This is a genomic window from Nostoc sp., assembly GCF_036916975.1.
Taxonomy (GTDB): Bacteria; Cyanobacteriota; Cyanobacteriia; order Cyanobacteriales; family Nostocaceae; genus Nostoc.
The window spans coordinates 1-19,765 of sequence record NZ_JBALFF010000083.1 but is presented as its reverse complement, the minus strand read 5'-3'; the positions used below and the strand labels follow the sequence as shown (position 1 = coordinate 19,765).

Here is a 19,765-nt window from a genome sequence, read left to right as displayed (position 1 = left end):
ATCCTCCAAATTCTGCAACCTTCCACATAAACTTGTCTAAAATACCTAATTATAGATAAGTTTAGCAAAGTTTTTTGTCATTTAGTTTACCTCTCGGTAGACCACTCCTTGACGTTGAAGCGTTTGCACGTTGTCCGGTAGAATCGAGACACCTACGCCTGCTGCCACTAAACTGAGGTTGATTACCATCCAAGTGGCTTTGACTGTTTCTAGCAATGTTGGCTTGAATCCCCGAAGCTCAAATTGTGATAACACCACTTGATAAGAAGGCACCGCATCAAGGGGTGGTAAAATCAGCTGCTCATCCTTGAGTGCTTCAAGTGGAATGTGCTTGAGCGCCGTCAGAGGATGATGTTCTGGCAATGCAACCACAAAGGACTCTTGCACAATCGGGAGAAAATTCAGAGTTGAATCACCTGAATAAGGATTGGGCAGATGTTCAAATCCAACATCAATGGAGTTATCCCGTAGTCCTTGGATCATTTCCTCGATCGTCATCGATCGCAGTTCTAATTCCACCTTCGGATAACGATCGCGAAAGGTTTTGAGAATATCTGGAAGTAAACTATTAGCGATCGCAGTGTTCACCACCACAACCAGCTTGCCAATTTCGCCACGACTCGCTTCTTGTGCGCGTGTCACCGCCCGTTCGAGGGCTGTTGTGGCAAACTGAAGTTCGGTGAGAAACACTTTTCCCGCCGCCGTCAACACCGGAGGGCGACGAGTGCGATCAAAGAGTTCGACGCTCAACGCCGCTTCCAATGCCGCGATCGTTTTGCTGAGGTAGGATTGTTCCACATCTAAGCGTTCAGCCGCTTTGCTAAAGCTTTTTTTATCGCCCGTTTCTGCAACAAGCTCTATAAAATAGTGTAGCTGCCGCATTTCAAGCTGATTCCAAGGTCGAAGGGTCATTTCACTAAAATAGTATAATTAAAATATCATACTAAGATAATCAAAATCCTGTTACTATCATAATAATCATCTTCTAAGCTTGCTTCATGAACTCATAACTAGAAGATTAATTATGAAAGTGGAACCTGCGATCGCTCTGACATCTAGCCGCTTAAATCGAGACATCGAACTACCGCCTGCGGTGAAAGCGCAAGAATCGGAAATCAGTTCTAGAACAATCGCTTATTGTCACGAAGTCCTTGATCGGAGTCGTTTTTTTTGCTTGCTGAAAGCTGGAGCGATTACTCCACCAATGATACAATATACGTTTCTCCAGTACCATTTTTGGCGCGATCGGCTGCATCAGTGGTTCGGTTTATGCATCGTCAAAGCTGGCAGTTGTACTGACCCAGACCAAAAATCTGCGATTATGTCGTTGTCAGATCACACCTTCACCGACTTGCAAGACGATCATAGTGAGATGTACGTAGAATTTCTTCACGATCTGGGATTGAGTGATCCTGAAATTATCGCATCTCAACGGAGTGCCGCGACTGTATCGTATGAACGTTCATTTTTCGATGAATTCGGCTACGGAACCGACAACTTTTACGAAGCCTTGGCTGCGCTGAGTGGTCGAGAACTGTGTGTGTCAATCCGAAATGCTAGAATTCTCCAATCTTACTTTGATGCTCGTGACATAAAGCACCCGACTTGGTTGAGCTTGCACGCAGAATTAGAGGTAAATCATTTCCAAGATTCTATTCGTCCGGTGCTGAATCGCTTTAAGGGTGATTCAACCAAACTCAATAGCGTAATCAAAGCCGTCGAGTGTGGAATTGATCGACACGTACAATATTTCGAGGATCTGCTGCATGAGTACGAATCCCAAGGCAATGCTGTTTAGCTGCTCCACAAATCCCCAAATTAAAAAACACGCGAAAACGCCCAGTGCTATTTTATTAATGAACTGCGCGTTTTAATATAATTTTTCAGGCGATCGCCCAAAACAAAACCCCCAGTAGTGGTACTGGGGATTAGTTATTTTTTGCACTATAGCCACCATCTCAAACACCTTGATAATGCTAGAAAAAACAATGAGTAATAATTTACACTCATGAATCGGTACTCTTTGCTCAACACTGTTTTGGTGACTCTTTCCGATGCCCCTTAAAATCTCAAACCAACACCACCTTGTACAGAGATAGCTGTACCACCGCTATCACGGTAGGCATCAAAGGCAATGATCGCGTTGCCAAAAAGCACAGTATTGCTATTTGGGATCATATAATCAATGCCCGGTTGTAAAGCAAAACTAATTTTGTCGCCCACAGGAGAAGATCCACCACCACCAGCCAAAACTAACCCAGCACCCAAGTAAGCATCAGCTTGCCAGTTGAGGGGAAAATCGTAAGAAACCGTTGGCACAACTGCCGTATTATTGCCAATTAACACTTGAGCGCGGAGTGAAAGTGGCGCTTCCAAAAGCTTGTAGCGACCAGCTATAACCCCCCCCAATTGGATACCATCAGTAAAACCAACAGTAGGGCCTATACCGATATAACTGCCATAAGCTACTTGAGCTTGTGCTGGTTTAGTACTCGCCAGACTCAAAACCAAGCCAGCCCCCAAAACTGAAACCAAACATTGAATATACTTCATAACCAACTCCTCACACCAATTTGTCATTTGTCATTTGTCATTTGTCATTTGTCATTGATTATTCGCCTTATCCCCCTCATCCCCCTGCCCCCTGACCCCTGCCCTCCATTCTACGGGCAACGGGGATGAATACCTCCTTGAGTACAAATGTATGCTAATTGCTTGGCATCTAAATTTTTGGCTTGAGAAAAATCAACCCCTTGGATTACGGCAGATACTGAGCCTAAATCTGGGGTTTGGACAAATTGATCTGCTGGATCTTGTTTACTAGGAGCGAGAATTGCCCCCTTAAAATCTGCTCCGGCGACATTTGCCCCCCGTAAATCTGCAAGACTCAGGTCGGCATTTTGCAAGTTAGCATTTTCCATTTGGGCAGAACGCAAGACAGCACCAGCTAGACGAGTAGCGCTCAAGTTAGCATTGCTGAGATTAGCACGATCCAAATAGGCTCCTGATAAATCTGCCCCTTCCCAATCGGTGTTAGTTAGGTTGGCAAAGGATAATTGTGTTCCAATGGCAGTGGCGCGACCTAAACGGGCTGCGTACAGATTGGCTTCGTTCAATTTAGCGTCACCTAAATCTGCTCCAGTTAAGCTAGCTTTTTCCAAAACTGCGTTTCGCAGATCGGCTCCTACTAGTTGGGCGCTGTTGAGTTTAGCCTCATATAGACGTGCGTTAGATAAGTTGGCTCTGTTGAGAGTGGCGCGGCTCAAATCGGTACGGTTCATTAAGACGCGACTGAGATTAGCATCAGTAAGGTTGGCTTGCTGCAACTGAGCTTGGCTTAAATCAGCCATCACATCATCATAGGTATCCCAGCGCCCATCTTCACCCACGCTCCGAAAGCGGCTACCCTTAAAGCTGGCTTGGTTAAGATTTGCAGATTTAAACTTAACTCCTGATAAATCAAGGTTGTCTAGTACCAAATTAAAGAAGGAATTTCCTGGAGTCCCGCTTTGACCTAATTGGGTGCTACTAAGGTCAACGCCCTCGATTTTACCGCTATAAACAGAGAGAATCTTGTTGATCGTCCGTTGGTTTCTTTGTAACCGCCCTTGCCGTAATTCTCGTTCTTGGGTTGCAGTGCTACCCAGAGACTCTAGTTCGCTAACCAAAAACTGATTCTTATTTTTGAGTTCCGGGATGGCTTTGGGTCCGACAGTTGTCAAAGCTTGTTGAATCGTATCCTGGAGGCTGGGGTTGGTTTCGCTAACCAAGAGATTCGCCAGAAATTTGATCGACTCTGGGTCATTCAGACCGCCTATAGCCAGAATTGCACTTTGGCGTTGCTCATTAGTCGCCCCAGAGTTGGGAGCTAATTGTTTGACAAGTTCGAGGAACTGTTGGCTGTTGATTTTCTCGGTTGCTCGCTGGGATTGTTGAATTTGGATATAAACTTGAGTCCCGATTAAAGTTGCCAATACAGCAGTCATACTCGTAAGCCCTACGCCAAACAAAGTTAGATTAGGATTTTGCTGTATCCGCCGCCACAGGTTAGGCGAGTGGTTGATTTGGGCTGCTGCTAATTCTTCTTCGGGCAATTCTTCTGCTTGCTCATTACCATCAATAGACTGAGCTTGTTTATTGTTAGCTAAAAGTGATGATGGCAAGGGACGAGTCGCATCTATTGTATAAGTGCCTGCAAGTTGATCGTGCAATGCGCGACGACCCCGGCGCGACGGTAAGCCTATCCCTTCACCCACAATCATTAACAAAGACAAAAATGTGAATAATCCTAAATTAGGAAAAGCAAAGCTGTAGCGCCACAGCAGATAAGCGATAGAAATGGGTACAGTCCAACGCCCAACTCCTTCTCTAATTACAACTGCCCCTAAACCAGGTGGTCTTCCTTGCTCGTTGACAACCCGCACTTTTAACCAACGTTTAGGAATTGTACTACCAGTCTTAGCTAGTAAATACAATTCCCACCATGAGAGAGTTACAGGTGCTAACAGGGCGATTGTCCACAAAATATTAGTTGGCCATGCCACGTTACGGATGCCATAGCTTACAGGTAGAGCTAGGGGTCTAGCGATCGCTCTTTCTGTGACTACCAGCATAGGGTTAAGCGGCACTCGATTAAGATCGCTTCTAGAATTGGCATAGACACCAATGCCGAAAGGAATCAACCCACTACTAACTACTAGTGTGATTTCGGCCGCCCAAGCAGCAAACCGCCTACTTGTTAGCAACACCGAATTGGCTCTCTCTGGTTGTTTTGACTGACCAGATTGATTACTTCTTTTGACAATTGGTGTCGTCATCGCATAATTTCCTTTGACATTGACATTATTTATACGCCGCGATCGGCACAATTAAAATAGACTAAGCTAATCGGCAAAAAGAAAAGCATGTTGAAATAGAATTTTGGAGTCATAAGTCAGGAGCCTTTTAGTATCATGGCTCCTGACTTTCATAACTACGGGTATGCAAAGTGAATGCATATCATATTACTTACGTTGAAAGCTACTAGACACAAAAATTTTGTATCCAACATACACTAACAGTGCCAAAAGTGCCAGACTGATTACAGATGCAACCAGTTTAAACACTGCTTGCAGCATTGCCAAGCCTACTAGCACCGTTACACCCGAAACTACCAGCTTTTTTGTCCCAGATAAGCTGTTGAACCAAATCTGAAATCGCTCCAGTTGCAAGTTAAATTTGGCAAAAACAGATGCCTCAGTCTGTTTTTGCTCTTGTGGTTGGGGAACCACTTTTGGCGAAGAATTAATCTCTGCCTCTAGCTTATTGAGGCGACGCTGCAAGTCTTCTTCTCTTTGAGGATTCATCAATCTTTTTTACCTCAGCTAGGTTACTTGTTCCACAAAAGACCAACCAAATTATATTTTTGGTGGTTGTCTTAGTGATTTTAGCTAATGTCTGTGTATGCAATACCTTTCTGGGCAGTAAAAATTATAATGATTTTTGGAATCTTAGCGTGTTACGGATTGAAGTACAAAATGTAGGGTAGATTATTTTGGCGCAAAAGCCCCACCTTATATCTTGCACCAGGCGACTGGAAGTCGCACGCCAGTTGCTTCAAGTCGGGCATTGCCCGCCCAACGCACTGGCTCGGCTACACAGGCTAAACCCACGGAGGTGGGTTAAAAACCTTTGATTTTCTCGCTTGTCCACGGAGGTGGACTTCGTTTGTATAGCCGCGATTTCTAATCGCCAGGGCTAGGTGCAAGATGTGAGCCACCACACATAGATAATTTGCACGATTAATAGTCTTTACACCCATCAAATCTTCACAAAAAATATTGAAATGAATAGTATTATTTTATACGGCAATTTTTGGAACTAAGACGGATTGCTGCCGTCTATATAAATCAGACGATATAACAATATTGCTCTTAAAAAATCTGGAGCATTAATTAAAATGAAAACGCTTAGGCTACTTATAATTTTTCCCACAGCTTTGGCGATGAGTTTGGTTTTCGCCCAGACTAATTTGGCACAGACACCAAAAATCCAAATTAATCGCAATCTCCAAGCAGATCCACTAATTTTGAAGGGAAAGTCTGGGGGAACTGTCAAAAGTAATTGTGGCAATATTACCACTGAACCTAATCAAGTTATCCAGGTTACAGAATCACTACCTTATTTGCGATTAACAGTAGAAAGTCAAGGGAAGCCAACGCTATTAATCGACGGACCTGGGGGGCGTTTTTGTGTAATCGCAGATAAATATTCTGGAGGCAAGCCAGAACTTTCTGGTTACTGGCAGGCAGGAACATACTCAGTGTATGTGGGCGAACTGGACGTATCCCAAGCAAAGTATAGCTACACCCTTTCAATCTCGCAAATAAATAGTCATTAGTCATTTGTCCTTTACTAATGACTAATGACCAATGACCAATGACCCTTTACTAATCTTCCAGTGATTTGCCTGGGACTTCCACAGCTTTGATATCAATTGTGCCTTCTGGTGTGAAGCGCTGAAAATGACTATTTTGTACTAAAAGTGACTCTCCACAGTTAGGACACTGCAACTGACTGTTATTTAAACCTGTAAATTCATATCTACAGACGGGACACTGGTCAGCAACCAAGTTACATTGCAGCCACCAACGAAAGCCAAAAAAAGCCACAATGGGTGCTAAAAACAGCAACCCGACAATAATTAGCAACGAATTAACCAACCAACCCAAGCCCAGTGATGCCAGCAACCAAATAACTGCCAGCAGGGTGAGCCAAGGGCGGAGATTTAAAAGATTCAATTGAAATGACTTAAAGCTCATTTTTTAAATGTCGTCCTGCTCTCCTTCTAGGATAGCGATTTTAGTCATTGGTCATTGGTCATTGGTCATTGGTCATTTGTCATTGGTCATTTGTCATTGGTCATTTGTCATTTGTCATTTGGACTCAAATGGACTTGATTACTGAAGATAGAAGAATTTTTTGCAAGTGCTGTTGAAAGGCATCTATGCCAAACAGAGCGATCGCTTGTTCTCGTAGCCAGTCTCCATTACATCGCTGATCATTCCCTTGAAGCATTTCTATACAAGCCGTTGCTACCGCATCAGGGCTGCGGTGTGGGACTCGCCATCCTAGTTTACCATCTTGCAAAGGATCGGCTGAACCATCGTCGTCACCGGATAATACAGGCACTCCACAAGCCATTGCTTCCAGATAAACTATGCCAAAGCCTTCTTGTGAAGGCATAATATAGGCATCAGCAAGGCGGTAATGTTCAATTAATTCTTCTGTAGCAACAAAACCAGCAAATACGACGCGATCGCTCACACCTAAATATGCAGCTAGTTTAGCTAATCGCGGTTGGTCATCACCACGACCTATTACCAAATATTTTACTTCTGGGAAAACTTGAGCGATTTGTGGTAATGCGCGAATCGTTACATCTACACCTTTGTAAATATCCCCTGACCATAACCGCGCTACTGTCATTAACACCTTAGCACCAGTTAAGCCATACTTATTTCCTAATTCTGGCTGCTTGGAACCAGGAGTAAATTTCTCCCCGTCAATTGCACAAGGCATCATCTGTACTATTTTCGGGTTTAAACTATTAGCAGCACAAGCGCGATCGCGGCTGTAACGACTAATTGTCCAAATTCCAGCTGCTGATGTCAGGGCGCGACGTTCTTGATTTTTGAGCGGTTCCCAGACTTCTTTACCATAAGTTAGCACTGTGTAAGGAATCCCCAAAGGCTGACAAAGAGTTTGTACTAATACTCCTAAGTTAATATGACCGCAGAAAACTTGTTCTGGACGGTTTAGCAACAGACACTTAAGTAATGCTGCTGCCATTTGTAGTCTCCCGATTTCGGGAGACTGATTTTTAAAGTAATGAAATTTTAAGTTCTTGTCTTTAAACGGATTTAAGCTATCAGGACTATCTCGCAGCAAAAAGACTTCCGCTTTGTAGATTTGGCTCAATCCCAGATAGGCGCGAAAAATATCTTTTATATATGATTGGATACCGCCTTCGTGGGCAAAAATTTCTAAAAATACGAAAACATGATTAGTTTTTTTGTTAACTTTATCACCTAACTTGAGATTTTCTGTCACTGTTGTGATATGCATGTTAGGTAATTTACACTCGCGGTAAGGGGGCGATCGCACCGCTTTGTAACCGCTCTAAATCTGTTTTTACCATTTTTTCTAAAAGCTCCTCAAAGCTGACTTGGGGTTCCCAACCAAGGTTTATTTTAGCTTTACTGGGGTTAGCTACTAGTTGAAAATGCTCATCTTGTCGCAATAAACTGCTATTTAAAACTACATGATGCGTCCAATCCAATCCCACAGAGCTAAAGGCTGCGGCAACTAAATCTCTAACACTGTGCAGTTTCCCAGTCCCTATCACATATTCTTCTGGCTCATCAATCTGCAACATGCGCCACATTGCCTCTACGTAATCTCCCGCAAATCCCCAATCGCGTTTGGCATCTAAATTACCCATTTCTAAGGTGTCAGTTAAACCCAATTTAATCGATGCAGCTGCCAAAGAAACTTTACGTGTAACAAACTGAGGTGGCCGCAGAGGAGACTCATGGTTATATAAAATTCCACTACAGGCAAATAACCCATAGCGCTGTCTGTGATGCACCATTGTCCAGTGGGCGTGCATCTTAGCCGCAGCATAGGGATTTTTGGGGCGAAAAGGCGTTTCTTCATCTTGAGGCGAAATAAATACATCGCCAAACATTTCTGAACTGCTGGCTTGATAAAATCTGGTGGATAAACCAACCTTTCGTACTGCTTCCAAAAGCCTGGTAGCCGTACCAGTTATCAAATCCAAAGTTCCCAATGGGTCGTTCCAAGAGTCGGGTACAAAACTGGGAGCCGCCAAATTGTAAATTTCTTGGGGACGCATCTGTTCAACTGCGGTCAACAAGGCTGTATTATCTCTCAAGTCAACCGTAAAAATTTCTACCTGATTTGCCAGTGTTCCCAGTTTGGCCAAATTAGGTTGTCGATGCGGGGGTACTAATCCTACAACTCGATAACCACGGTTGAGGAGCAAATGGCTGAGATAGTAGCCATCTTGACCAGTTATTCCTGTAATTAGGGCTGTCTTAATCATATCTCCCCTATTTCCTCTATCTCTTTAAGCACAAAATGGCACTTGTTGGAGAACAAAAAATAAGACTCTCAACAGTGCTGACAAATATTAACAAGGGAGCTAGCGTAACTCGAATGTTATCTTTACTGTATTCATTAATTCTTTTTATACAAAAATATTCTTTGAGGCTTTACAAAAAAATCATAATAAATAAGCAATTTTACGTAAAAAACATATTACTCCAATCCAGATAATTTTGAAAAAGAGTATAATTTCATCAATCAAATAACTATATATTTAGCCCAAGACTGCTTTTGCTCGTACTTTTGTTTTAACTTAAGATTTATTTATGTTTAAAGTAAAAATATTTATTTCGAGACGCAAAGCGGGTTCGGCTTTGGCGTCTCGTACAGAGAAATAATCTGTCCAAGTTTCAGTAGCCCTAAATTTATTTATGGCATTTTCTCCTCTGCTCTCTGCCTCCTTTCCTCTTCTTTGACTGCTTCACTTTTATTGTTGTGCTTCTTGAGAGTATTTCACAATGAGGAGGCAATTTCTACCATCTCGATCACGTTCGTATACAACACGATCGGCCAACCGTCGCAGCAGAAACCATCCATATCCGCCTACTTGCAGGGTACCTGGCTCTGGCTCTGCGATCGCATCAGGATTGAAAGGTTTTCCATAATCCCAAATTCTAATCTCTAGTCGGTCAATCCATAGATAAATTTTAATCTCAATGGTTGTTTCGGGTGGTAAAGCATGATGAGCGTGACGAACTGCGTTGGTAAAGCCTTCTGCTAATGCTAAATTTAGGCGATCAAGTTGGGTTTTTGACCAGCCAAGTTGAGACAAATGTTGCAGACAAAATTGCTCAAACCATTCTTGCACCTGGTTTAGGAGACTTAGTTCGCTCTTAACCGTCAGATGGTCTTGCTGCACTATGCTAAACATTAACTGTGACTTAAATATAAGTAAACCCAAGTTGCTAGTTATTAAATTTTGCACTATTCGCAGAATTTCTTTGATATAGAAAAATCTAAATTGAGATATTCTATGTCCCAAAAGACAAAACATGAACGATTTTGACATTTCGAGAATTGTAACTAGCAACTTACGTTAAGTAAGTGAAAAATGTTTCTATTTGACGACTTTGGTAATTTTAAATTTTGGAATAGTTTTTCCATCCAAAACTTCAGATTCCAGATGCAATCTGAATTATTAAAATTGACGCCTGTAAATTTCTTTCAAAAGCACATCTACATCTGCTCTTGAAACTCACAGGCGTCAAAGCACTTTGTGGTGACTAATTTAGAATAGTCCCAAGGTCAAAGATTTGTCCAATGGCAAGGCAGCACCAATACCCAGCCACAAGGTGACAAGGGTACCAAAGAGGAACACTGTGGTTGCAACTGGACGACGGAAAGGGTTTTGGAACTTATTAACGTTCTCAATAAAGGGAATGAGAATTAGCCCCACTGGTACTGAACCCATTGCTAACACTCCTAAAAGTTTGTTAGGAAGCGATCGCAAAATTTGGAACACTGGATACAAGTACCACTCTGGCAAGATTTCCAATGGTGTGGCGAAAGGATTTGCTGGTTCACCGGTCATAGCGGGATCTAGCACAGCTAGAGCTACAATCGCAGCGAATGAACCCATGATCACGATTGGAAATACGTAAAGTAGGTCATTAGGCCAAGCGGGTTCACCATAGTAGTTGTGACCCATGCCTTTAGCTAGTTTGGCTCTTAACTGAGGATCGCTCAGGTCAGGTTTTTTTTGTGTTGACATTTTGAAATTTGCTCTCCTGCTTAAGTTAAATTAAAGCATTTGTGAAAGCTATCAGCTACTCGGCAACTCTAACCTGGCGGCAAATAGCGTTTGTCATTTCCACTCAGTCGCCTGGAGAATCTTTACAGCTTTAGCCTTCAGATACAAGTGTTTGTTTTTTGGAACTTATGTACAATTAATTTCTTGTGTTTTATAAGTTTAAAACAAACAACTTCATCTGGGAACTGATAAATGTTGCCGAGGGCTAATAGCTGAGATTACAAAGGCCCGGAAATGCCTTGTTTGCGGATCATCAAGAAGTGAAATAGCATGAAGACTGCAATCAACCAAGGCAGTACAAAGGTGTGGGCGCTGTAGTAACGAGTTAGTGTTGCTTGACCAACACTCGAACCGCCGCGCAGCAGGTCGGAAATCAGAACTCCAACTACGGGAATTGCTTCTGGTACGCCGCTAACGATTTTCACAGCCCAGTAGCCAATTTGATCCCAAGGTAAAGAATAGCCGGTGACTCCAAAGGAAACTGTAATCACAGCCAGGATGACACCACTTATCCAGGTCAGTTCGCGGGGCTTTTTGAAACCACCAGTCAGATAAACCCGGAAGGTGTGCAAAATCATCATCAATACCATCATGCTGGCAGACCAGCGATGGATAGAGCGAATTAGCCAACCGAAGCTTACTTCATTCATGATGTACTCCACTGAGGAGAAAGCTTCGGTGACTGTTGGTCTGTAGTAGAACGTCATCGCAAATCCAGTGGCAAACTGGATGAGAAAGCAAACCAGGGTAATTCCACCCAAACAGTAGAAAATGTTGACGTGGGGAGGGACGTACTTACTAGTCACGTCTTCAGCGAGTGCCTGAATCTCCAGGCGTTCCTCAAACCAGTCGGAAACGTTGGCCATACAATCTCAAGTTCCTAAAAGTCGGTTGCGGTTGATAAATTCCGAAGTTCTAAATCGGCGACCAAAATTCTGATGATCTCAAGCCTCGGCATCCTGCGGGTTTGCCTTTAGGTTTTCCCGTTCGACAAAGGGGTTGCCACAGGCTAGGGTAGCAGCAGAATTGTCTACGGACTTCTCATAAGCCGCCGCTTGTGACTTCTCTCCCAATTAGCAATTTTGGGATTTTAGTAAAGGCGAGTTTTGTTTGCTTGTCAGCTTTCAGGGTGCTAAGAGTCTTCAGAAACTTTACACTCTGTAAAGAAGGAATATATTGCGATCTCTTTACGCCCCTGCACAGAAAAAGGTGGACACAAAGTAGATTTTATCCTTTGATGAGTGGATACAACCCATCCGTTGACTGAACAACTTGATGAGAGAAATGCACCACTTCTATAAAAAAAGTAACATAATCGAGAGATAGATTTCATCAACAACATGAGCAAGTGAGCATTTCTAGGCAATTTGGGTTGAGGTGGAATTGATAATGGGGTTCATGAATAAACAAGTCTTTCGGGTTGGATTTTCATTGTTAATGGCGTTTTGGTTGGCGTTGGGTACGCTCACCCAGCCTGTGATGGCTTTGACGACGCAACAAAAGCTGGTTTCGGAAGTTTGGCGAATTGTTAATCGCACTTATCTAGATGAGACGTTTAATCATCAAAACTGGGCGGCTGTGCGGCAAAAGGTTCTAGAGAAGCCACTGACAGACTCAAATGCCAGTTATGCGGCAATTGGGAAGATGCTCAAGAGCCTCGACGATCCTTTTACCCGCTTTTTAGACCCGGAACAGTACCGCAGCTTACAGGTCAATACTTCTGGAGAACTGACTGGGGTAGGATTACAAATTGCTTTAAATCCTGAAACTAGGAAGTTGGAAGTAGTGGCTCCCATAGCAGGTTCACCAGCAGATAAAGCAGGAATTAGGCCACGCGATCGCATTCTCAAAATTGAAGGCGTTTCTACAAAAAATCTTACCCTAGATGAAGCTGCGACTAAAATGCGCGGACCTAGTGGCAGCCTTGTTACTCTTTTGATCGAACGCGACGGAGAAGCAGAAACGGAAATTAGACTGACACGCGATCGCATTGCTCTTAACCCTGTGGTTTCGGATTTGCGTGTTTATACTGAGGGTACGCCCATTGGCTACCTTCGCCTCACACAATTCAATGCCAATGCTTCAACGGAATTGGCACACGCTATTTCTAGTCTAGAAAAAAAAGGCGCTGCTGCCTACATTCTAGATTTACGAAATAATCCTGGGGGGTTATTACAATCAGGAATTGAAATCGCCCGTCTGTGGTTAGACTCTGGTACTATTGTCTACACTGTGAACCGACAAGGCATTCAAGGTAGTTTTGAAGCCTTTGGCCCAGCCCTGACGACTGATCCTCTGGTGATTTTGGTAAATCAAGGAACTGCTAGTGCTAGTGAAATTCTCGCTGGCGCACTCCAAGATAATGGTCGTGCCGAGTTGGTAGGCGAAACCACTTTTGGCAAGGGCTTAATTCAATCTTTATTTGAATTATCAGATGGTTCGGGCTTGGCAGTCACAATTGCTAAGTATGAAACTCCTCAACACCGGGATATCAATAAATTAGGTATTAAGCCAGATAAAGTGATTTCCCAAGACCCAATTAACCGCGAACAGATTGGCACCGAAGCGGATTTGCAATATCAAGCAGCAGTGGAACTTTTGAAGAAAGACTTGGTGGTGGCGGGGAAGGTGTAAAAAGTTAGGAGTTAGGAGTTGGGAGTTAGGAGTTGGGAGTTAGGAGTTGGGAGTTGGGAGTTGGGAGTTGGGAGTTGGGAGTTGGGAGTTGGGAGTTGGGAGTTGGGAGTTGGGAGTTGGGAGTTGGGAGTTAGGAGTTGGGAGTTGGGAGTTCGCTTTGTTCTCAGTCTATGACTGGGAATGAGCGAATAATTACTAATTTATAATTAATAATTAAATAATAGGACTTACGCAAAATATCTCTCAAACTCTGATTTCTCCGTGTTCTCTGCGCCTCTGCGGTTCGTTATCCCGTAACTCGTGCGTAAGTCCTAAATAATTACGTTAAAATGCAATATCTTGTATCCATTTACTAACAACATAATTTATTTATGGTTACTGAGCGTTCACGCCGAAGTCTTCTTGAAGTATGGGGATTGTTAATTTTGAATGCGTGAATGCGTGAAGTTATAAGGGAATTTCAATGATAAATTCTGTACCTTCACCCTTAACAGAGTTAAAACTTAATTTTCCGCTGTGGGTTTCTTCGATGATTTGACGGGCGATCGCAAGTCCTAATCCAGTCCCTTGTCCGACAGCTTTCGTAGTAAATCAATGGTCAAAAATCTTTTGTTTTACTTCTTCAGCTATCCCTTGACCATTATCTTTAATATTAATAATTAATTGTTGCTTGTTATCGTTAAGTTTGGTAATAATTTTGATGCGATTGGGATTTGCTTTAATCTCTTCAAAAGTACGTCCGATATTTGACTCTTCTAAAGCATCAATAGCATTTGCTAGAATATTCATAAATACCTGATTTAACTGTCCCGCAAAGCATTCTACAAGTGGTAGCTGACCATATTCTTTGATAACTTGAATTTCTGGGCGAGTTTCTGAAGCTTTAAGGCGATGTTTGAGAATCAGAATAGTGCTTTCAAGACCATCATGAATGTTACAAGCAACTGGGCGATCGCTATCAGCACGAGAAAAAGTCCGTAAGGAAGTGCTAATATCTCGAATTCGCTTTACGCCTTCTCGCATTGAACCGATTAACTTGGGTAAATCTTCGCGGATGTAATCTAGGTCAATTGCTTCGATTTCATCTAAAATTATTCGACTGGGAGTAGAATATTCCTGTTGATATAAATCAATTAAGCCGAATATATCCTTAATATAATTTAAAGCAGGTTGAATGTTGCCACCCAGGAAGCCGACAGGGTTATTAATTTCATGTGCCACCCCCGCTACAAGGTTTCCCAGCGCCGACATTTTTTCACTTTGGACTAATTGCACTTGCGTGCCTTGAAGTTCTACTAGTGCTTGTTCTAGATTTTGTTTTTTTTGTTTGAGTTGGTCTTCAGCTTGGCGACGTTCGGTAATGTCTTCTGTCACGGATAAAATGCCGAATACATTCCCCAAGGCATCGCGTAGAGGTATTTTGCTCGTATCTAACCAAACTTGTTTACCATCTGGGCGTTGCAATTGATCGATGATATGAAATTCTGCTCGACCAGACTCCATGACGTGGCGATCGTACATTATAAACAAATCCGATTCTTCTTTACTGAACAGTAAGTCATAGTCGGTTTTACCTACAATCTCATCAGGGTAATTTAAGTTTAGGACATCAGCAAAACTTTGATTACAGCCCAAATAAACCGAATTGACATCTTTCCAGCCTACCCAGTGGGGAATAGTATCAAACACTAAGCGCATCAATTGTTGAGTTCGTTTCACAGTTTCAATCGATACAAATAGTTCCTCAGTTCGTTTTGCAACTCGTTGCTCTAGTTGCTCAGTGAGTTGTTGCAGTTCTGTATTTCTGGCTTCAAGAGACTGGCTCAACTGGTTAATTTTTAAGTGCGATCGCACCCGTGCTAAAACTTCACTTTGTTGAAACGGTTTAGTTATGTAGTCAACGGCTCCTAGTTCAAAGCCTGTAACTTTATTTACCGATTCAGATAAGGCGGTGATAAAAATAATCGGAATATTTTGGTTTATGGGATTGGCTTTTATGCACTTACAGGTTTCAAAGCCATCCATCCCCGGCATCATTACATCTAGTAAAATCAAAGATACTGGAGTATGTTCGAGTTGTTGTAGCGCACTTTCGCCACTGGTTGCGATCGCCACTTCAAAACCAGCATGGGCTAAGGTGTCTGAAAGCACTTTTAAGTTATTTGGCACATCATCAACAATCAGAATAATGCAATTCTCAAACGGGTTTGTAACAGAATTATTAGATGTAATAAAATTTCCAGGGAATGCTGTCATGGCAAAAATGGTAATCAGATAACAAAAGGTTTATCACAGTAGAATTGAGTAGATCAATTTTTAGCAATAGGAAGATACTGTTCAATAAATGTTCGGATATTTTCAGTCTGAAAATTATCTGCATACTGACGTATTGCTTTGATAAATGGCTGGTACTGCTGATCGGTTTTTTCTAAAGTTTTTAGTTGTTGCTCGATCGCCATCAAGCGTCCTTGTAACGCCAAGGTGTATAACTGCGACAAAACCTCATCCGGCGGCGGAATCATCTCATCTGAAGTTGATGAGGATGTTTCTTTTGACTTAAATGGCACAAGTTCCACAGGTATAGATTGATGCTCGTATATCCATGTTAAATTTAGGTATTTTTCCAACAACTTCAACAAAGCTGAGACTTCTACAGGCTTGGGCAAAAAAGCATTAGCTCCAGCCGTGATACTCTCATTTTGATTACTCTCAAATACACTAGCCGAAGAAGCGATCGCTGGCACATCCTTCAACTCAGGAATCTGTCGCAAGTGTCGCAGCATCTCGTAGCCATCCATTTCTGGCATCATCAAGTCTGTAATAATTAGATCGGGAACAATTTCCTGCGCCTTTGCTAATCCTTCTCGACCATTGCTAACATCAATCACCACAAAACCTAAAGGTTCAAGGAAACTGACCAAAACCGACCGATTCTCCCAACGGTCATCGACTACTAAAACCTGACGTTTGCTACCCTCAAATCCCAAAATTTTGCCTTGCTGAGTTGTTCGCAGACTTGTTGCCCAATCTTTGGCTTCTGTTAGTTCGACTTCAAACCAGAAGGTGCTGCCTTTTCCTAGCTGGCTTTCTACATTTAGGCTACTGTCCATCAGAGTTACAATTTGTTGACTGATTGCTAATCCCAGTCCAGTACCTTCTGCTTGTTTGTTCACATCACCCACTTGCTCAAAGGGTTGGAAGATTTTCGTAAGTCCGCTTGGGGATATGCCAACCCCTGTATCTTCAACCTGAAACCGAATTTGATAGGTTTCAGTTTCTAGTTTGTGAATTTTAACGCGAAACGTCACTCCGCCTTTGTCGGTAAACTTAATAGCGTTCCCCAACAAATTAATCAACACCTGGCGCAAGCGTTTTTCATCAACTGTAATTCCAGGGGGCAAATCAGAATCAGGTTGATAGGTGAAAGCAATTCCTTTTTGACTAGCGCGAACGCGCATCATCTCCGCAATCCCTTCGAGGAAGGCTGGCAAATACACATCCACAGGATGCAATTCCAATTTTCGGGCTTCAATTTTGGCCAAATCAAGCACATCATTAATCAGATTGAGCAAATGATTACCGCACTGATAGATGATATCGATTCCTTTTTTACCTTGTTCTGTTAAAGGTTCAGCATTTTGGAGAATTTGGGCATAGCCGAGAATGCCATTAAGCGGTGTCCGTAGTTCATGGCTCATGTTAGCGAGAAACTCACTTTTAGCAAGGTTTGCAGAATCGGCTTTTTCTTTTGCCTCTGCTAGTTGTAGCGTCCGTTCTTCTACCTTTTGTTCTAAGGTGGCAAAGGAGGTTTGCAACTGGCTAGCCATGCTATTAAAAGATGTGGCAAGTTCTCCGAGTTCATCGGTGCGTAGGCGTAGCCCGTCGTAGACATTGCTAAGTAAAGTCGCATTCCAGTTACCCGTTGCCAATTGTTTGGCGGCGCTATTGAGTTGTAAGACTGGTAGCACGACAAGCGATCGCGACAGCCAACGCACTATAATTACAGTTACTAATAACACGGCGAAAAAAGTCACCAGAGCCAATAAAGCAACCGAAATTTCTCGCTGCACTAAATAACTTGCGTCTAGTTCAACCACCAAAAATCCATTTACCCGACCCAGAAGATCGGTAATTGGGGCATAGCCGTAGAGAACAGTTTCGCCGTTTGCAGTTTGGTGAAATTCCTGATCGACAAACGGTGCATTGCTGGCAACGGCTGCATTCAAACCATTTAATGGCTTTTCGTAATCCATGCCAATCAATACAGTTTTGCCTTGATCCGCAGGGTCGTAGTTTAAGACATAGACAAACTTTTTATTTGCTTGCTGGCGTACTGTATAAACACGTAAAATATCTTGACTAGTTGCTTGGATAGCTACAAGCTTCGCTTGAGTAATTTTGTAAAAGGCTGAAGTGCGATCGCTAGGTTTAACAATCAATCCGTGATAATCACTATCGATTTGTGGAACAGCGAGACTAACAATCGCCAAAAGACGATTACGAATTCCCTGCCGTTGACCAGATTGCAATTGCCAGTACATTCCCGAAGCTAATGTCCCAGCCATCACCGCGATTAACACTGAATAGGAAGCAATAATTTTTGTGCTGAGGTTCCAATTTCGCATTCGTATGGCTCCTTTTAGAGTCCCAAACTACTGAATTGCAAGTTACGTTCAATGTCATTTTTGCCCAATTATTTTTAAGATGCCCAATTCATCTGTCAGATCAATAGTTGCATTCGTCATTCGTCATTCGTCCCCCTGCCTCCTTATGGAGTTAGCCCAAGGCTGGCGCGATAGGCTGCGCGTTGAGACTCCCGCCCTACTTGGTTGGTAATCTGCTCCCATCTTTGTTCAATCTGTTGCAGTGCCTGTTCTGTCGTAATTTTGTTCACTAAGAAATTTGCTCGAATCGCATCGAGGGCTTCGATATATTGCTGATTGCTTTTAATTGTTAGATCCAAGACCATATTGGAACTATTCAAGCTGACACCGATCGCACCTAAATAGTTGTTGGCAGCTTCAGGCGACATCCCGGCTTTAATCCAGGGGTCTGCCTTTTTAAATTGAGAAATTCGGTAGGGGTTGAAGCCTGTTTCGCCAAGTGTGACATCAATATTAGACTGAGCCGGTTGACCCATATAAGAGAGAAACGAGTATGCGGCATTTTTCGCCCTTGGTGCTGTCTTTGCCGCAACTACACCGACCCATCCCTCATACGCGGCATAGGGCGCGTGATTGACTCCATCAATGGAGTATGGACAGGTAAACTTGTCGCAAGCAACCAGCTTACCCGTCTTTTGATCGAGGACTTGAGTCGTACCGGGAGTGATAAAGGCTCCCACTTTATCAATCACTTTAGATGTAGCCGGATCGATCGCTAGTGTTCCAACATCGCCCCAGTCAAGGGTCATGGCACACCTTCCACCCAGAAATAATGCTCTGGCTTTGGCTTGACTCAGGTTTTCATCGTGGGGAACTCCATAGTTCATTGTTTGTTTATAGATTTCTAGCGCCCTGGCAAATCCTGGATTGTTGACTAAGGGTTTCATTGTATCGGGGTCAAAAAATACCCCTTGTGCCGTTCCCTGAGATTGCAAAAAGGGAGTGAAAAATGAACCGAATATAGATGCACTATATTCTTTAGGACGCTTTTCAATACAAGAGCCGTAGTCTGGTTCACCGTCGCCATTCAGGTCTTTGCCGTGAAACTGTTTAGCGATCGCCAGATACTTATCCCACGTTTCTGGAGGCGTTAGCCCCGCTTTCTTTAACAGATCCGTGCGATAATAAATTATATGAAAGTCGCCATCCAATGGAATACTATAGGTGCGTCCCTTGTAAATCGCACTGAAATTGCGATACAGGGGAGCTATATCGTCCCACTGTAAAGCAGCATCAGACTTCTTACGTTCGGTTAAATCTTCTAAGTAGCCAGCATCAGCAAAGTCGATTTGCCACTGAGGCAAAATAATTGCCATATCGTACTTTGAAGCAGTGCCAGACCAGTTTTTTTGCAATACGTTGTATAAATCTTTAAAAGGAACAGCCGTCAAATTGACATTCGCTCCTGTCAGGGCTTCAAAGCCGGCAATATGTCGCATCGTCGCTGTATGTTGCCTTACGGGGCTACAAAAAGGGCTAGGATACAGATAGAATAAGCCTCATCGCCCTTTCTCCTTGCTGATAGTACTTTCGCTTGTTAGGACTTAGT

16 protein-coding genes and 2 pseudogenes are annotated in these 19,765 nt (G+C 42.9%); 3 read left to right on the top strand and 15 right to left on the bottom strand.

Going from position 1 to position 19,765, the window contains the following annotated elements; genetic code table 11:
- Nucleotides 1-81 precede the first annotated feature (81 nt).
- Complete coding sequence (locus V7K73_RS21910; protein ID WP_334883008.1) at nt 82-912, bottom strand: LysR family transcriptional regulator; 831 nt, start codon at nt 910-912, stop codon at nt 82-84.
- Between the two features lie 112 nt (nt 913-1,024).
- Here V7K73_RS21910 and V7K73_RS21905 point away from each other — a divergent pair, with 112 nt between their 5' ends.
- A complete protein-coding gene (locus V7K73_RS21905) occupies nt 1,025-1,798 on the top strand; it encodes an iron-containing redox enzyme family protein (RefSeq protein ID WP_334883006.1) in 774 nt (257 codons plus the stop codon).
- Nucleotides 1,799-2,061: 263 nt separating this feature from the next.
- Here V7K73_RS21905 and V7K73_RS21900 read toward each other — a convergent pair whose 3' ends face one another.
- The 3 genes from V7K73_RS21900 to V7K73_RS21890 all read right to left on the bottom strand — a co-directional run bounded on the left by V7K73_RS21900 (nt 2,062) and on the right by V7K73_RS21890 (nt 5,345).
- Nucleotides 2,062-2,553 (bottom strand): hypothetical protein, encoded by a 492-nt coding sequence (locus tag V7K73_RS21900; protein ID WP_334883010.1) that lies wholly within the window; start codon nt 2,551-2,553, stop codon nt 2,062-2,064.
- Between the two features lie 110 nt (nt 2,554-2,663).
- Nucleotides 2,664-4,817 (bottom strand): pentapeptide repeat-containing protein, encoded by a 2,154-nt coding sequence (locus V7K73_RS21895; protein ID WP_334883004.1) that lies wholly within the window; start codon nt 4,815-4,817, stop codon nt 2,664-2,666.
- A 186-nt stretch (nt 4,818-5,003) separates the two neighbouring features.
- On the bottom strand, nt 5,004-5,345 hold the full coding sequence (locus V7K73_RS21890; protein ID WP_334883002.1) for a hypothetical protein: 342 nt from the start codon (nt 5,343-5,345) through the stop codon (nt 5,004-5,006).
- Between the two features lie 593 nt (nt 5,346-5,938).
- On the opposite strand from V7K73_RS21890, the gene V7K73_RS21885 reads away from it, so the two are divergent.
- Nucleotides 5,939-6,379 (top strand): hypothetical protein, encoded by a 441-nt coding sequence (locus V7K73_RS21885; RefSeq protein ID WP_334883000.1) that lies wholly within the window; start codon nt 5,939-5,941, stop codon nt 6,377-6,379.
- Nucleotides 6,380-6,428: 49 nt separating this feature from the next.
- Here V7K73_RS21885 and V7K73_RS21880 read toward each other — a convergent pair whose 3' ends face one another.
- The 7 genes from V7K73_RS21880 to V7K73_RS21850 all read right to left on the bottom strand — a co-directional run bounded on the left by V7K73_RS21880 (nt 6,429) and on the right by V7K73_RS21850 (nt 11,991).
- Nucleotides 6,429-6,800 (bottom strand): hypothetical protein, encoded by a 372-nt coding sequence (locus tag V7K73_RS21880; protein WP_334882998.1) that lies wholly within the window; start codon nt 6,798-6,800, stop codon nt 6,429-6,431.
- 124 nt (nt 6,801-6,924) lie between these two features.
- Nucleotides 6,925-8,106 carry a glycosyltransferase gene (locus V7K73_RS21875; RefSeq protein WP_334882997.1) on the bottom strand — a complete coding sequence of 394 codons (1,182 nt, stop codon included), beginning with the start codon at nt 8,104-8,106 and terminating at the stop codon, nt 6,925-6,927.
- A 10-nt stretch (nt 8,107-8,116) separates the two neighbouring features.
- On the bottom strand, nt 8,117-9,106 hold the full coding sequence (locus tag V7K73_RS21870) for a GDP-mannose 4,6-dehydratase (RefSeq protein WP_334882995.1): 990 nt from the start codon (nt 9,104-9,106) through the stop codon (nt 8,117-8,119).
- A gap of 489 nt (nt 9,107-9,595) precedes the next feature.
- The gene (locus V7K73_RS21865) at nt 9,596-10,039 is read right to left on the bottom strand and encodes an ATP-binding protein (RefSeq protein WP_334882993.1); all 444 of its coding nucleotides are present in this window, start codon (nt 10,037-10,039) and stop codon (nt 9,596-9,598) included.
- A gap of 357 nt (nt 10,040-10,396) precedes the next feature.
- Nucleotides 10,397-10,879, bottom strand: coding sequence for a cytochrome b6-f complex subunit IV (gene petD / locus V7K73_RS21860; RefSeq protein WP_334882991.1), 483 nt, complete (start codon nt 10,877-10,879; stop codon nt 10,397-10,399).
- 257 nt (nt 10,880-11,136) lie between these two features.
- Nucleotides 11,137-11,784, bottom strand: a complete 648-nt coding sequence (gene petB, locus V7K73_RS21855; RefSeq protein ID WP_100900603.1) for a cytochrome b6 — start codon at nt 11,782-11,784, stop codon at nt 11,137-11,139.
- 78 nt (nt 11,785-11,862) lie between these two features.
- Nucleotides 11,863-11,991: a hypothetical protein gene (locus V7K73_RS21850; RefSeq protein ID WP_334882989.1), complete on the bottom strand. Its 129-nt coding sequence runs from the start codon at nt 11,989-11,991 to the stop codon at nt 11,863-11,865.
- 316 nt (nt 11,992-12,307) lie between these two features.
- On the opposite strand from V7K73_RS21850, the gene ctpA reads away from it, so the two are divergent.
- Nucleotides 12,308-13,552, top strand: coding sequence for a carboxyl-terminal processing protease CtpA (gene ctpA / locus V7K73_RS21845; RefSeq protein WP_334882988.1), 1,245 nt, complete (start codon nt 12,308-12,310; stop codon nt 13,550-13,552).
- A 447-nt stretch (nt 13,553-13,999) separates the two neighbouring features.
- Here the strand turns inward: ctpA and V7K73_RS21840 are convergent.
- The 4 genes and pseudogenes from V7K73_RS21840 to V7K73_RS21825 form a co-directional block, all read right to left on the bottom strand.
- Nucleotides 14,000-15,250 (bottom strand): annotated as a pseudogene (locus V7K73_RS21840) (sensor histidine kinase).
- Nucleotides 15,251-15,412: 162 nt separating this feature from the next.
- Nucleotides 15,413-15,808, bottom strand: a pseudogene (locus V7K73_RS21835) (response regulator); the annotation flags it as partial.
- Nucleotides 15,809-15,861: 53 nt separating this feature from the next.
- Nucleotides 15,862-18,177, bottom strand: a complete 2,316-nt coding sequence (locus V7K73_RS21830) for an ATP-binding protein (RefSeq protein ID WP_334882986.1) — start codon at nt 18,175-18,177, stop codon at nt 15,862-15,864.
- A gap of 143 nt (nt 18,178-18,320) precedes the next feature.
- A complete protein-coding gene (locus V7K73_RS21825; protein WP_334882984.1) occupies nt 18,321-19,655 on the bottom strand; it encodes an extracellular solute-binding protein in 1,335 nt (444 codons plus the stop codon).
- Nucleotides 19,656-19,765 lie beyond the last annotated feature (110 nt).

What these genes read in the sequence shown, in the direction of transcription:
- V7K73_RS21830 (WP_334882986.1), bottom strand. Translation starts at nt 18,177, where the DNA reads ATGCGAAATTGGAACCTCAGCACAAAAATTATTGCTTCCTATTCAGTG.
- V7K73_RS21905 (WP_334883006.1), top strand. Translation starts at nt 1,025, where the DNA reads ATGAAAGTGGAACCTGCGATCGCTCTGACATCTAGCCGCTTAAATCGA.
- V7K73_RS21865 (WP_334882993.1), bottom strand. Translation starts at nt 10,039, where the DNA reads ATGTTTAGCATAGTGCAGCAAGACCATCTGACGGTTAAGAGCGAACTA.
- V7K73_RS21890 (WP_334883002.1), bottom strand. Translation starts at nt 5,345, where the DNA reads ATGAATCCTCAAAGAGAAGAAGACTTGCAGCGTCGCCTCAATAAGCTA.
- ctpA (WP_334882988.1), top strand. Translation starts at nt 12,308, where the DNA reads ATGGGGTTCATGAATAAACAAGTCTTTCGGGTTGGATTTTCATTGTTA.
- V7K73_RS21875 (WP_334882997.1), bottom strand. Translation starts at nt 8,106, where the DNA reads ATGCATATCACAACAGTGACAGAAAATCTCAAGTTAGGTGATAAAGTT.
- V7K73_RS21825 (WP_334882984.1), bottom strand. Translation starts at nt 19,655, where the DNA reads ATGCGACATATTGCCGGCTTTGAAGCCCTGACAGGAGCGAATGTCAAT.
- V7K73_RS21880 (WP_334882998.1), bottom strand. Translation starts at nt 6,800, where the DNA reads ATGAGCTTTAAGTCATTTCAATTGAATCTTTTAAATCTCCGCCCTTGG.
- petD (WP_334882991.1), bottom strand. Translation starts at nt 10,879, where the DNA reads ATGTCAACACAAAAAAAACCTGACCTGAGCGATCCTCAGTTAAGAGCC.
- V7K73_RS21900 (WP_334883010.1), bottom strand. Translation starts at nt 2,553, where the DNA reads ATGAAGTATATTCAATGTTTGGTTTCAGTTTTGGGGGCTGGCTTGGTT.
- V7K73_RS21885 (WP_334883000.1), top strand. Translation starts at nt 5,939, where the DNA reads ATGAAAACGCTTAGGCTACTTATAATTTTTCCCACAGCTTTGGCGATG.
- V7K73_RS21870 (WP_334882995.1), bottom strand. Translation starts at nt 9,106, where the DNA reads ATGATTAAGACAGCCCTAATTACAGGAATAACTGGTCAAGATGGCTAC.
- V7K73_RS21895 (WP_334883004.1), bottom strand. Translation starts at nt 4,817, where the DNA reads ATGACGACACCAATTGTCAAAAGAAGTAATCAATCTGGTCAGTCAAAA.
- V7K73_RS21910 (WP_334883008.1), bottom strand. Translation starts at nt 912, where the DNA reads ATGACCCTTCGACCTTGGAATCAGCTTGAAATGCGGCAGCTACACTAT.
- petB (WP_100900603.1), bottom strand. Translation starts at nt 11,784, where the DNA reads ATGGCCAACGTTTCCGACTGGTTTGAGGAACGCCTGGAGATTCAGGCA.